This is a genomic window from Hymenobacter ruber (assembly GCF_054783255.1).
Map to the genome: position 1 here is coordinate 1,281,280 of NZ_BAAGQX010000004.1, position 11,854 is coordinate 1,293,133.

Annotated in this window: 13 protein-coding genes and 1 tRNA gene; 4 read left to right on the top strand and 10 right to left on the bottom strand. The window is 60.9% G+C overall.

What is annotated here, in order from left to right:
* Window positions 1-4: 4 nt before the first annotated feature.
* Complete coding sequence (locus ACYVM5_RS16035; protein ID WP_460619117.1) at window positions 5-1,291, bottom strand: DUF4178 domain-containing protein; 1,287 nt, start codon at window positions 1,289-1,291, stop codon at window positions 5-7.
* Window positions 1,288-1,656 (bottom strand): S-adenosylmethionine decarboxylase family protein, encoded by a 369-nt coding sequence (locus ACYVM5_RS16040; protein ID WP_460619118.1) that lies wholly within the window; start codon window positions 1,654-1,656, stop codon window positions 1,288-1,290. Before ACYVM5_RS16040 ends, ACYVM5_RS16035 begins: the two co-directional genes overlap by 4 nt.
* 132 nt (window positions 1,657-1,788) lie before the next feature.
* On the opposite strand from ACYVM5_RS16040, the gene ACYVM5_RS16045 reads away from it, so the two are divergent.
* Window positions 1,789-2,688: a DUF6929 family protein gene (locus ACYVM5_RS16045; RefSeq protein ID WP_460619119.1), complete on the top strand. Its 900-nt coding sequence runs from the start codon at window positions 1,789-1,791 to the stop codon at window positions 2,686-2,688.
* On the opposite strand, the gene ACYVM5_RS16050 is transcribed toward ACYVM5_RS16045, so the two are convergent.
* On the bottom strand, window positions 2,685-3,098 hold the full coding sequence (locus ACYVM5_RS16050) for a hypothetical protein (RefSeq protein ID WP_198068902.1): 414 nt from the start codon (window positions 3,096-3,098) through the stop codon (window positions 2,685-2,687). The two genes, ACYVM5_RS16045 and ACYVM5_RS16050, sit on opposite strands and share 4 nt — an antisense overlap.
* Window positions 3,099-3,297: 199 nt before the next feature.
* Between ACYVM5_RS16050 and ACYVM5_RS16055 the strand changes: the two genes are divergently transcribed.
* Window positions 3,298-3,729, top strand: coding sequence for a hypothetical protein (locus ACYVM5_RS16055; protein WP_460619120.1), 432 nt, complete (start codon window positions 3,298-3,300; stop codon window positions 3,727-3,729).
* Between the two features lie 110 nt (window positions 3,730-3,839).
* Here the strand turns inward: ACYVM5_RS16055 and ACYVM5_RS16060 are convergent, their stop codons facing one another.
* A complete protein-coding gene (locus tag ACYVM5_RS16060) occupies window positions 3,840-4,991 on the bottom strand; it encodes an AI-2E family transporter (protein WP_460619121.1) in 1,152 nt (383 codons plus the stop codon).
* 124 nt (window positions 4,992-5,115) lie between these two features.
* Complete coding sequence (locus ACYVM5_RS16065) at window positions 5,116-6,312, bottom strand: lactonase family protein (protein ID WP_460619122.1); 1,197 nt, start codon at window positions 6,310-6,312, stop codon at window positions 5,116-5,118.
* A gap of 274 nt (window positions 6,313-6,586) precedes the next feature.
* Here ACYVM5_RS16065 and ACYVM5_RS16070 point away from each other — a divergent pair, with 274 nt between their 5' ends.
* Entirely contained in the window at window positions 6,587-6,901 is a 315-nt protein-coding gene (locus tag ACYVM5_RS16070) for a hypothetical protein (RefSeq protein WP_460619123.1), read from the top strand.
* A 73-nt stretch (window positions 6,902-6,974) separates the two neighbouring features.
* A complete protein-coding gene (locus ACYVM5_RS16075) occupies window positions 6,975-7,178 on the top strand; it encodes a hypothetical protein (RefSeq protein WP_460619124.1) in 204 nt (67 codons plus the stop codon).
* Window positions 7,179-7,257: 79 nt separating this feature from the next.
* Here the strand turns inward: ACYVM5_RS16075 and ACYVM5_RS16080 are convergent, their stop codons facing one another.
* From ACYVM5_RS16080 to ACYVM5_RS16100, 5 genes are all read right to left on the bottom strand, one after another.
* Window positions 7,258-9,306 (bottom strand): HelD family protein, encoded by a 2,049-nt coding sequence (locus tag ACYVM5_RS16080; RefSeq protein ID WP_460619125.1) that lies wholly within the window; start codon window positions 9,304-9,306, stop codon window positions 7,258-7,260.
* Between the two features lie 148 nt (window positions 9,307-9,454).
* A complete protein-coding gene (locus ACYVM5_RS16085; RefSeq protein WP_460619126.1) occupies window positions 9,455-10,531 on the bottom strand; it encodes a sensor histidine kinase in 1,077 nt (358 codons plus the stop codon).
* A 300-nt stretch (window positions 10,532-10,831) separates the two neighbouring features.
* A tRNA-Leu gene (locus tag ACYVM5_RS16090) sits at window positions 10,832-10,913 on the bottom strand.
* A 36-nt stretch (window positions 10,914-10,949) separates the two neighbouring features.
* Window positions 10,950-11,489 carry an iron-sulfur cluster co-chaperone HscB C-terminal domain-containing protein gene (locus ACYVM5_RS16095; RefSeq protein WP_198076461.1) on the bottom strand — a complete coding sequence of 180 codons (540 nt, stop codon included), beginning with the start codon at window positions 11,487-11,489 and terminating at the stop codon, window positions 10,950-10,952.
* 33 nt (window positions 11,490-11,522) lie between these two features.
* Window positions 11,523-11,810, bottom strand: a complete 288-nt coding sequence (locus tag ACYVM5_RS16100) for a putative quinol monooxygenase (RefSeq protein WP_460619127.1) — start codon at window positions 11,808-11,810, stop codon at window positions 11,523-11,525.
* Window positions 11,811-11,854 lie beyond the last annotated feature (44 nt).

Consider the following 11,854-nt stretch of genomic DNA (forward strand, 5'->3'; position numbering starts at 1 on the left):
TGGCTTATTCTTCGGTCGCGTAGGGGTTGTAGTCGCTGTTGGCCCAGCGGCTGCGCTCGTGGGAATGGCGGCGGAATAGTTGCAGCAGCGGCAGGGCCAGCACCAGCGCCACCACCAAGAAAAAGTTGGACGGCAGGGCCGAATCGGACCACACCATCACCTTGATTTCGGGGGCCACGCCCCGCTCTGTGAAGGGGTATAAGTTGAGGTGGTAGCGCCCGGCCGGCACCCGCGAAAGCACCGCTTCAGCTGTGCGGCTGCCTTCGGTCCAGCTTTCGCCGCCCTCCACGCCGCTGTAAAACTCGATGTTTTTGGTGAACTCGAAGCCCCGGCCGGTTTGCTCGTTCACCAGGCTCACTGGCAATTCCAGCCACTGGTTGGTCAGGCTGGTGTTCAAGCTCACTTCGAGGGCCGTTTGGTGGTCGAGGGTGAAAGAGGGCGACACCAGCACGCGGCCAGTACCGGGCGCGGCCGTGCTGTCGGGTGCCACCTGCAGCACTTCGTTCAGCACCGGCGAGCCGGTGCGCACCACCAGCACCAGTTGCACGAGCAGCAGCGCGGCCAACACAAAGCCCGTGAGCGACCACAGCGCCGACTGGCTCTGGCTGCCGGGAGCCGGTTCCACCATGCCCGTGCCTTCGGCGTGCGGCAGTGAGCTTTGGCTGATGTTGAAGGCCGCGACCAGTTCTTCGGTGGCTACGTGGCGGCCCCGGTACCAATTACTTTCCCGGCCGCGTTGCTCCTGCACCAGCAGCAGGGGCGGGTTGATGTATTCGGTTACGTACAGGCTCTGGTCACTTTCGATATCCCAGTCGAACTCGCCCAGCGCCCAGTTGATGCGCGCCTGGTATTTGTTGAAAATCCGGAAATCGGCCAGCTTAAAATCCTCCCGGTTTTTGTCGAGGTGGCTGGCGGCCCAAATCAGTGTCCAGTGGCCATCGTACTCGGCCAGTTGCACATAGCGGCCGGTTTCGGGCTGAAACAGCTGATATTCGCGCCAGCTGTACTGCGCGTGGTTGACCTCGCAGCGGCTCGTTACGCCCACCACGCGGCAGAGCGCGCCATCCAAAATGCCCAGAACACCCAGCGGCAGCACGGGCGAGGTTTTTGGTGCTTCTTTATAATTTCCAAACACTTGGGGTGTTTCGTTCCCCGAGTATCGGAAATACGCGTGGCAGTTCGGGCAGGCGTAGTATTCGCTGCCTGCAACGTCGTAATACGTGATGCTGGTGTGGCACTCGGGGCAGTCCAGCTGGGCCGATTCGGGCCGGGGCGTAGCGGTTTCGCTCATCGGCGCACTTCGGTTTTGGTGAGCTCAGTGCCTTCGAAAAAGGCCAGTGTGGCCGCGTAAATGCCGCGCACCGTGGCCGCGTTGTCGCGCCGGAAGTTCGACAAGAACACATCGAACGTGGCCAGCCCGTGCTCGGGCCAAGTGTGGATGCTCAGGTGCGATTCCGTCAGGGCCAGCACGGCGGTGAAACCTCCCGGGCCGGTTTCGTCGGCCGGGAAGCTGTGGTAAGCCTCGCCCACCTTTTCCAGCCCGAAGGCCAGCACCTGGGCATCGAAGAAGGCGCGACAACTTTCTGCATCGCGCAGGGCGGCGGGCGGCGCTGCAAAGGTGGCCAGAATGTGCAGGCCGGGCGTATAATCAGGCATCGGAAAGGAGCGCGGGGCAAGCGCGGCGGCAAGATAGGGAGCGGAATGGGTTGATATTTGGCCTGGGCTTGCCGGCTATATCGTCCGGCCCAGCCGGCGCATTACAAAAAGGCCCCGTTCCGCTCTATGACCATGACGGCTACCATCATCTCCGAAAACCAGCTTCCGGGCCTGCCCTCGGCCTCCGGCGTCGAAATCATCGGCTCCGTGGCCTACGTCATTGGCGACGACTCGCCCTTTCTTTATCAGCTCGACGCGGCGACACTAGCGCCCACTGGTCGCATTGCGCTATTTGAGGTAGCAGATGATTTCGCGTCCGGCCGCATTGCCAAGCCGATAAAACCCGACCTGGAGTGCATGGTGGCCCTGACCTGGCCCGATGGCCGCGCCGGCCTGCTACTGCTCGGCTCGGGCAGCCGGCCCAACCGGGCGCGCGGCTGGTTTGTGCCCGCCGAAGGGCCGCAACTGCCCGAAACGGTGGACCTGACGGCTCTATACGCCACGCTCGTAGCCCATTTGCCCGCCGGCGTGGTCCTCAATCTCGAAGCGGCAGCCACTACCGCTACCGAGTTGCTGCTGTTTCAGCGCACCGTGGGCCGGGCCGATGCGGCCTTGCTATTCGTGCTGCCGTTGGCCGAAACGCTGGCTTTTTTGACGAACCCAATGGGGGCAACCCCGCCCGCCGCGCATCAATTGGTGTTTGAGCTGCCGCAGATTGAGGGCTGCCCGGCGGGGTTTTCCGGGGCCACGTTCGTGGATGGGCTATTGTTCGTGTCGGCTTCGGTAGAAAACACGGCCGATGCCGTGCTGGACGGGGCAGTGCTGGGCTCGTTCGTAGGCGTGGTGGATGTGGCCGCCCATACCGCCACGTTTGCCCGGCTGGCCTGGGCCGATGGCCGGCCGTATTTCGGCAAGGTGGAGGGGCTGGCCGTGCGTCAGCAACTGGCCGACGGGCAGTTCGAACTGCTACTTGTGACCGATGACGATGCCGGCGGCAGCACCGCCGCCACGGCCCACCTGCGGCTGGGCTAGTTCGGTTCGGGCAGTTGGCGCAGCCACTCCGTCGCTTCTTCCTCCGTGGCAAAAAGGCGGTAGGTGAGGGCCGACTGCTGCTGCATGGTGCTCATCACCTGGTCCAGGGCCAGGCGGGCGTACACATCGGTGGGGATGATGATGGCGCCGAACAGGGCGTAGCCGTCGCTGGCGCTCCGGGCCAGCCAGTCCTGGCCAATCCACTGCCGCTCCTCGTCGGTGAAAGGGGCCATGTAGCGCTGGTCGGCCAGCATCTTATGCCAGCCGTGGCGGCGCAGTAAGTGGTGGGTGTGGGTCAGAAACGCCTGAAAAACAGCAAAATCGCGGGGCGCTTCGGTGTATTGTACCAGGGCATAGCCGTCGGGGTGCTCAAGCAAGCGCCCAACTGGGTTCTCAAAATATAATCGCATGCTACCAGATAAATAACGGGTTAGTATAGAGATAGAAACGGAATAATATGTTCAGCCTGAAATAATAGATGGCCGGGTCTGCTTACGGGACCTTATATAATTTGTTGGCATGGAGGCGTGGGGAGGCCAGCCCGGGCGTAATTTTGTTTGCTTCCCAAACCGCGCACTACCGCCGCAGTTTTCGTCTGCTCTCCATTCTATGCCATTGCCGCTTCGCGCTCAGGAAACGCTGTTCTTTCAAAATACCGCCGGCAAGGTGTTTTACCAGCCCGGAGGATTCGTGCGCTTGGTGTGGACGCCCGAGCGGGCGGCGCTGGAAGCCATTCAGGCCTTCTACGAGCAGGTGCTGAGCCTGATGCTGAGCACCAACACCCGCAAAATTCTTTCTGACCACGGCCAGCGGGCGCCGCTCTCCGGCGCGGCCCAGGCGTGGCTCACGGGGCAGTGGATTCCGCGCGCCATCAACCAGGCGCGGGCGCAGTACTGCGCCATCGTGGAAGGGGCCGACCCCATGCACCGGCTTTCCACGCAGTCGGTGGTGAGCGCGGCCCCGGCGGGTCTGGTTTTTCAGCGCTTCTCCACGCTGGAAGAAGCCGAAAAATGGCTGTACGGGGCTGAGCTGAGCCGTTAAACAAAACGGTCATTCCAACCGAAGGGCGGAATCTGGAATAAGCCGTTCGAACGGATTAACTCAGATTCCGCCCTTCGGTTGGAATGACAATATTGGGGCAAACAGAACCGCTAAGCCGCGTCGGTTTCGGGCACTGCTTGGCCTTTTTCAGCGGCCCGCACCTCCTTTTTGGCCGGGTTGATTTTGCGGCCGCGCGGGGTTTCCTCGTCGCCCAGCACCATGCCCCAGGGCTTGAGGGGCTCGATGCGGTCGAACACAATCTTGAGAATGGCGATGACCGGCAGGGCCAGAAACATGCCCGCCACGCCGCCAATGGCATTGCCCACCAGCACACCCACAATGGCCACCAGGGCATTCACCTGAATTTTGGACGCTACGATGCGCGGAATCAGGTAGTGGTTGTCGATAAACTGGATGAGCATGTAGGCCCCCAGTACCGCCAGGGCGTGGCCGTAGCCATCCTGGGCCACGAAGGCCATGAGCATGGGCAGGGCAATGGCAATGAGCCCGCCGATGTAGGGGATGAAGTTGAGCAGCGCGCCCATTACGCCCAGCAGCAGGGCATAGGGCACCCCAATGATGAGCAGGGCCGTGACGTTGAGCGCGGCCACGATGCTGCCTTCAATCAGCAGGCCCACCATGTAGCTCTGGATGGCGGTTTTGCTTTCGCGCAGCACCTCGCTCACGCCGGTGTCGCGGCGGTGGCCCGAAAAGGCCTGCACCAGAAAATCGACCAGCCGCCTCTGGTACAAGAACAGCAGGAAGATGTAAACCGGTATCAACGTGAACGATACGAGCAGGCCCGATACGGCCGAGAGCGTGCCGCCCACCAAGCCCTGAGCTTTGGTGCCAGCCTCGCTCATCCAGCCCTGCAGCTTCTGGTCGCTCAGGCCGAAGCGCGATTGCAGCCACCCGTGCACCTGGGCGGCGGTTTCGGCAAACTTCTTTTTGAACATCGGCATCTGGTCCGACAACTGCGCGGCTTCCATGCTGATGAAGTACACGATGCCCAGCACGGCCGCCACGCCCAGCACCACCGTGAGCAGAATGGCCAATATAGGCGGCACCCGCTTGCGGATGAGCCACTGCTCCACCGGATGCAGCATAATGGCAAAAATGGCCGCGAAAAACAGTGGAAAAATAATGTCGCTGGCAATGTGCAGCGTGAACACCAGCAGCGCCAGGCCCAGCAGTATCAGCGGGGCTTTCACGTAGAGCGGAAATTGGAGCTCGCGGGGTTCGGAGTCGTAAGGGTCGGGCATCGAAAGAGCAAAAAGGCCGGTTTAGGCAACATGCCGCCCGGTGCGCCCCCTTACGTGCCCCTGTGCGCCACGTTGCCGGGTTTCGGCGAGTGGCCGGGAATTCTCGGTCAGCGAATGATTGAATCTATCGCCCGAAATCCTCCGTGACCTGCAAAAACATGGGCGAGGGCACCTCAGTGCTCTGGCCGGTGGGCGTGAGCAGGCCCGATTGCGGGTCGACGCGGTAGCTGACCACGTTGTTGGAGTTCTGGTTGGCCACCAGCAGCAGGCGGCCGCTGGGGTCAAGCGTGAAGTTGCGGGGCGTTTTGCCCTGCGTGTCCACGTCCTGAATGGGCACCAGCGTGCCGTTACTCGTATCGATGGCAAACACCGCGATGCTGTTGTGGCCGCGGTTGGAAGCGTAGAGGAACAGCCCGTTGCGGGAAACGTGGATGTCGGCGCAGGAATTCTCGCCCGTGTAGCCGGCTGGCAGCGCCGACAGCGTCTGGAGCTCGCGGAAGCGGCCGGCAGTGGCATCATACGCCAGCGCCGTCACGGTCGAATTCAGCTCGTTGATGAGGTAAGCGTGCTTGCCATCGGGGTGGAAAACCAGGTGACGCGGCCCCGCGCCGGGCTTGGCCACGAAAGCCGGCTCGGCCTCGCGGGTGAGCTGGGCCTTGGCGGGGTCGAGGCGGTAGGCGTACACACGGTCGGTGCCCAGGTTCACGGCGAAGGCGAATTTATTGGTAGGGTCGGGGAGGAGGCAGTGGGCGTGCGAGGTAGTTTGGTTCTTGTGCGGGCCGCTGCCAGTGTGCTGGTCGGTGGTGGGCGCGCCTAGCTGGCCATCGGGCGCCACGGGCAGCGCGCTCACGTTGCCGCCCACGTAGTTGGCCACCAGGGCCATTTTGCCGGTGCGGTCGAGGCTGATGTAGCAGGGCGAAGCCCCGTTGGAAGGTTGCTGATTGAGCAGTTTCAAATCGCCGGTGCGCGGGGCCACGGCAAAGGCGCTGACCCCGCCGCCCGGCGCGCCCCGGTACGTCTGGGTTTCGCTCACGGCGTACAGGAAGCGGTGGTTGGCCGAGAGGGTGAGGTAGGTGGGGCTGGCCCCGCCGTGCTGCGCACTCACGCGGGTGAAAGCGCCGGTAGCGGCATCCACGCGGTACAGAAAAATGGTGTTATCCTGCTCGTTGCCCACGTTGGTGCCCACGTACAGCCAGTAGTCTTTGGCGGCGGCGCTGCTACCTCCGGCCGGCCGTGCGCAGCCCGCCAGCAGCGTGATGGAAAGCAGCCCCAGCCCGCTCAGGAAGCGTAGGCAGCCGCAGTATGCAGGAAAACCAGTCATAGGAGAAGTTAAAATGGAAGATGCAAAAATGCACAAAAGCTACCGTGCCCAGCAGTGCAGTCGCAAAAAAACAGGCCCCGCCGACAGAAAATGACAATGAGTTGCCCGGCAAAAGAAGGCGGACGGGCGGGGCCAAAACCTGAGCTATCTGCCGTTGCGCCTCATAAAACATTCACCTGACGCACCTTAATCTTGTAGAAAAAGCGGCATCGACACTGTATTCAGCGCCGCTTTTTTGCCCAGTGCTTATTAGCCCGTCGCCCATTGCCCCGCCATGCCTTTTTTCACGCGCCTCCCCACCGATACCAACCTGATTGAAGCCCACCAGTGGTTTCCGGGCCAGCAGGTGGCCGGCGTGGCCGACGAGGTGCCGGGCTTTGCGGGCAATGAAAGCCTGCTGCCCGTGCCGCCGCACGCTTACCTCACCAATCGCAAGGGCCGCCTCACCGTGTTCGCGGGCGACTGGGTTATCACGGAGCCCTCTGGCGACCAGCATATTTGCCAGGACCGCCTGTTCCAGATGAGCTACACGCCGGCCGAAAACGAATTTGCCCCGCTGCCCGTCTCCGCACCCGACGCGCAGGATTAACCGCGCCCAAGCGGCCGCCAAAGTGGCCCACAACCCCTGGCCGCACCGTGCGCCGGGGCGCTACCTTTGCTGCATGGAGTTTCAGAAAAAGAAGTATGCGTTTCGCGGCATGGATGGCTACGCCGGTTTCCGCAATGGCCAGGAATACGAACTGGAGCTGGGCCTGAGCCCTGCCGATGAGGAGCGCCCGGCCGAAATTGTCATCATCAATCCGGTTTCCCGCCAGTACATGTACTGCAGCAAGCAGGAGTTCGCCGCGCGCTGGGAGAAGCGGTAGTTTACCCCGATTTTGCGGTCAGTCTGAATGAGGTAGGGGCGGGGCTTGCCCCCGCCCGGACGTTCTCTGCCAAACTGATTCAGGCTGACAAAAACGGGGTTGCCTCGCCCGAATAAGTGAGCGTGAGCTGGTGCATGGCGCGGGTACATGCCACGTAGAGCATGCTCTTATCAACTTCCGTTTTGTAAGTGCGGGCGGAGGCAAAAGGCACGATAACGGCATCAAATTCCAGCCCTTTTGCCAGGTGGGCCGTGGTAATAATGACGCCTTCCTGAAACGTCGTGGACTCGTCGGTGAGCAAATAAATACCCGGGGCTTCCAACGCTTGGTGCACCTGCTCGGCCTGCCGAAGGGTTTTGCAGATGATGCCCAATGAATGATTGCCGGAGCTTGGGAAGGTGCTGATTAGCTGCTTGATGGCCTGTAGCTCCTCGTCCGGGCTACCGTAGCGGGCCACCACCGGCTCCGGCCCGTGCCGTTCCAGCGGAATGATGTTCGGGTTGGGCGTAATGCGCTGCGCGAAGGCCGTAATCTCGACCGTGGAGCGGTAGCTGCGGTATAGTTTCACCACCTCGGCCTGCGGAAAGACGCGCTCAATCGTTTCGGCTGAGGAAGAGCTGTACGGGTTAACGGTCTGGCTGACATCACCCAAGATGGTCTTGCGGCACAGGAACATGCGCGACAGCACGGCGTATTGCACGGGCGTGTAGTCCTGCATCTCGTCTACCAGCAGGTGCTTCACGTGGTCGTAGGTGCTGATGCCTTCCAGGCGCAGGCGCAGGTAAATCAGGGGGAAAACGTCCGCGTATTCCAGGCGCAGGCTGTGGTCGAGCTTCAGCAGCTCGGGCCGGCCCAGCCAGCGGTAAAAATCCCGGTACAGGTCCAGCACCTGATGGAACCGGAACATACGCGGAATGGCCTCGCCAATCGTGGATTTCTCGTGGTTGGTGAGCTTCCGCTTGGTGGCATCGCGCACGTAGTTCCGCACTTCCTCGGCCACCAGGGCAAACCGTTTCAGGAGTGGCACCCGGTGAAAGGTCTTGAACTTCGCCAGCAGAAACGGCAGGGGCACAACGATTTTGCCGACCCGCAATTCTTTTATGGTGAAGTGGTTATTCTCAACGTAAATGAGGTACTGGTTGAGCTGGCTGAGGAATTCAAACGACGATTTGAACCGGATGCGCTCGATGAACGCAGCGTCGTGCTTCTCCAGCAGCGCCGATACCTGGTCGAAAAAGGACTGGAAGGAGTACTGATGGTCGAGCAAATCGGCCGCCAGCTCGTCCATGCCCAGTTCGGGAATGTGCTCTTCGCCCAGTTCCGGCAGCACGTTCGAAATGTAATCGGCGAAGACCTTATTGGGCGAGATAATGAGCACATCCTTGGCCCCGATGGTTTCGCGGTAGCGGTAGAGCAGAAACGCAATCCGGTGCAGAGCAATCGAGGTTTTGCCCGAGCCCGCTACGCCCTGAATGACCATCACCTGTGCCGTCTCGTTGCGAATCACCGCGTTCTGGTCGCGCTGAATGGTCGCGACAATGTTCTTCATCTTGTCGTCGGAGGACTTGGCCAGCTCGCGCTGCAGCACGTCGTCGTGAATGTTGACGTCGTTTTCCAGCATGAACTCCATCCGGCCGTCCCGGATTTTGTACTGCCGCTTCAGCTCAATGGTGCCCTGCACCACGCCGCCCGGGGTAGTGAAAGAGGCTTCCCCCAGCTCAAAATCGTAGAACATGGACGAGACGGGGGCTCGCCAATCGTAAATCAGGCTCTGGCGCTGCTGCTCGTCGATGAAGGAATAAATTCCGATGTACACCGGCAGAGTGGCCTTCCCCTGCGGCACAAAATCGATGCGGCCGAAGTACGGCGACTGGCCCAGCTTGAGGAGCTTGCGCTTCCGGCCCACGGCCGCCTCGCCCGTAAACGCCATGCGGTTGATGGACTGGCCGGCGGCCACCATGTCGGCATCGTCCATGCCGGACTGGTGCTCGTGGATATACTGCTTTTTCTCCCGGAGCTCGTCCGAAAACTGCTTCACGGAGCCATCCACCCGCCGGATGGCCAGCGTCAGCTTCTCCTTGATTTCTTCCAGGTATTCTCTCTCTTCTCGTTCCGTTGCGTTTATCACTGGCAGTTCTTGGAAAATGGGCTTCGATGGGGAGGGCAAATTTCGGTCAGTCAAGACGGTTTTCGTGCTTTTATGAGTCCAGGTGCCATTGGGTAACCCGGCGGGGAAGTTATTCTTCGGCCGACGCGTAGGTATTCCGCACCGGCACTTACTCCGTGGGCGCCGGAAGGCGAAGGCGCACATAGGCGCCAGTGTGCGGCATTCTCCCAACATCGATGACGCCGCCGAGTAGCGTCACCCGGTCGCGGATGCTGCGCAGGCCCAGCCCGACGCCAGTTGGCGCGTCAGCGTCGAAGCCGGGCCCGTTGTCTTCCACGCGCAGCAGCACAAAGCCCGGCACGTTTTCCAATTCCAGGCTGGCGTGGGTAGCCCCGGCCGCGTGCTTGACGACGTTCTGCATTAGCTCCTGGGCAATGCGGTAGAGAGCCAGCTGGAGCGAAGCCGGCAGGGGCGGTAGCTCTGCATCGAGATGCACCTGGCAGTGCACGTGGAGCATCAGGCCTTTCATTTTTTGGCACAGGTCCTTAATGGCCGCCCCCAAGCCAAATTCTTCCAGCACCATCGGCACCAGTTCGTGCGAGATGGTCCGCACCTGGCGAATGGCATCGGCCAGCAGCTCATCGGTTTCCTGCCGCAGCAAGCTGACCTGTGCGCTGGTGGCTGGCAGCAGCACCCGCGACTGTTCCAGGCGCAGCTTGACGGCGAAGAGCATCTGGCCCAAGCCGTTGTGCAAGTTCTCGGCAATGCGCTTACGCTCGGCCTCCTCGGCCTCCTGCACGGCTGCGAATACGGCCTGCTGCTGCTGCAGCAAGGCCTGCTCGGCCCGTCGGCGCGGCGTAGTGTTGATGGCTGTGCCCAGCCACTCAGTAATCTCGCCCTGGGCGTTGCGCACCGGCACCGCCCGTGAATGCACCCAGCCCACCGACCCATCGGCCTGAATAACCTGGTGTTCGTGCTCAAACACGCTTTGGGTCTGGATGGCTTGCGCAATCCAAGCCAGTACCTGGGGCTGCTGCTGCACCGGGATGTAACTCTCAAGCCACGTTTCGGTAGGGGTCAGCGTATCGGCCAGGAACGTTTTGCCCACCAAGCGGTACATGGAGCGCCAGTCGGCGCTCATTTTGTATATAATGTCAAAGCTAGCCGTTAGAAACAGCCGAAACTCCTCTTCGGTAGTAAGCAGGGCCGTTACTGCCAATGGTTCGTTAGACAGGTCTTTCTCCATGGATTAAGAATACAAGAACGGCGATAAGTTGTATTCGCTGAAGCCTCATCTACAAACTGAATAGTAGCCATTCCTTGTTGCTCATTACGAAAGATTCTGCAAGCCCAACGCTTGTTTTAAAAAAAACTGCCCCTTTGTCTTGTGACTCATGTGCAATTGGGCATCACAATTTCCAACTACTCTAGAATTGGATAACATAAATCAATAATTACGATGTGCCGGTTCGACTCCGGCTCCGGGTATAAAAGCGAAAAGCCGGCCTCTCTCACGCATGAGAGAAGCCGGCTTGCGATTATCAAGTACCCGGAGCCGGAGTCGAACCGGCACATCTTGCGATATTGGTGTTTGAGACCAACGCGTCTACCGGTTCCGCCATCCGGGCAGGATGCTTATTCAGAACAATTCCGCTCTGCCGGTATCAGGAGCGGGCTGCAAAGGTAGCAACTTGCTGCTGGATGCGCAACAGATACCGCTTTTTTAGGTAATAGGTGCGGATTTGCTGGAGGGCGGCCGGGCGGTGGTCGGCGGGGAGCTGCTCATAGCCAGCGAGAACCGGCTCGATGCCCGCATCGAGGGTATCGGTCAGGGCGGTGACTTCGGCGGCCACTTTGGCGATGCCGGCCGGGTCGGCGTCCATTTCCAGCTCCATCAATTCCTCATTGAGGTCCATCATGTCCATCAGGAAATCGGGCGGAAGCTGCTCCTGCTTGCCTTCTTCGAGCAGGCCGTTTTGGCGCAGCAGGTAGGCCATGCGCTGGTCGGGGTCGGCGAGGGTGCGGTAGGCGTCGGTGTTGAGAGTGGCCTGGCGCAGCATCTCGGCCTGGTTTTCGGGCGAGGTGGTGGCGTGGAAATCGGGGTGGGTTTCGCGGCTTTTGGCGTAGTAGAGGCGCTTGAGGGCGGCTTCATCGGGCCGGAAGGATTGGGGCAGGCCGTAGAAGGCGAAGTAATCGGGGGACATAGAAAATGGGTGTTTATCAGAAAGCGAATACGGCTACAACACCGGATTCACCGAAAAAGCCACGGGCGGCGCGGCAAATAGCCGCTTCGTAGCCGGCCACACCTCGCCGAAAAGCGTGGATTTCCGGTAGGCGTTGAGTGCGGCCGCATCGTCCCAATGGCTGTGGGTGCAGTAAATAGCGGGGTTATCGGCATCCTGCCAAAGCTCCAGAAAGTGGCAGCCGGGCTGCTGCCGAATCCGGTGCTCGGTGGCGCGGAAAAGGGCAAGAAAGGCCGGCACCTGCGTCGGCTCAAAACTCATGCGAACAATGCGAATCAGCATTCAGGGTGGGGGAGTTGGAGGGGCAAAAGTAAAAAGCCCCGGCT

Excerpts from the sequence above, each read along its gene's own strand:
- ACYVM5_RS16035 (WP_460619117.1), bottom strand. The coding sequence starts at position 1,291 with ATGAGCGAAACCGCTACGCCCCGGCCCGAATCGGCCCAGCTGGACTGC.
- ACYVM5_RS16040 (WP_460619118.1), bottom strand. The coding sequence starts at position 1,656 with ATGCCTGATTATACGCCCGGCCTGCACATTCTGGCCACCTTTGCAGCG.
- ACYVM5_RS16045 (WP_460619119.1), top strand. The coding sequence starts at position 1,789 with ATGACGGCTACCATCATCTCCGAAAACCAGCTTCCGGGCCTGCCCTCG.
- ACYVM5_RS16050 (WP_198068902.1), bottom strand. The coding sequence starts at position 3,098 with ATGCGATTATATTTTGAGAACCCAGTTGGGCGCTTGCTTGAGCACCCC.
- ACYVM5_RS16055 (WP_460619120.1), top strand. The coding sequence starts at position 3,298 with ATGCCATTGCCGCTTCGCGCTCAGGAAACGCTGTTCTTTCAAAATACC.
- ACYVM5_RS16060 (WP_460619121.1), bottom strand. The coding sequence starts at position 4,991 with ATGCCCGACCCTTACGACTCCGAACCCCGCGAGCTCCAATTTCCGCTC.
- ACYVM5_RS16065 (WP_460619122.1), bottom strand. The coding sequence starts at position 6,312 with ATGACTGGTTTTCCTGCATACTGCGGCTGCCTACGCTTCCTGAGCGGG.
- ACYVM5_RS16070 (WP_460619123.1), top strand. The coding sequence starts at position 6,587 with ATGCCTTTTTTCACGCGCCTCCCCACCGATACCAACCTGATTGAAGCC.
- ACYVM5_RS16075 (WP_460619124.1), top strand. The coding sequence starts at position 6,975 with ATGGAGTTTCAGAAAAAGAAGTATGCGTTTCGCGGCATGGATGGCTAC.
- ACYVM5_RS16085 (WP_460619126.1), bottom strand. The coding sequence starts at position 10,531 with ATGGAGAAAGACCTGTCTAACGAACCATTGGCAGTAACGGCCCTGCTT.
- ACYVM5_RS16095 (WP_198076461.1), bottom strand. The coding sequence starts at position 11,489 with ATGTCCCCCGATTACTTCGCCTTCTACGGCCTGCCCCAATCCTTCCGG.
- ACYVM5_RS16100 (WP_460619127.1), bottom strand. The coding sequence starts at position 11,810 with ATGCTGATTCGCATTGTTCGCATGAGTTTTGAGCCGACGCAGGTGCCG.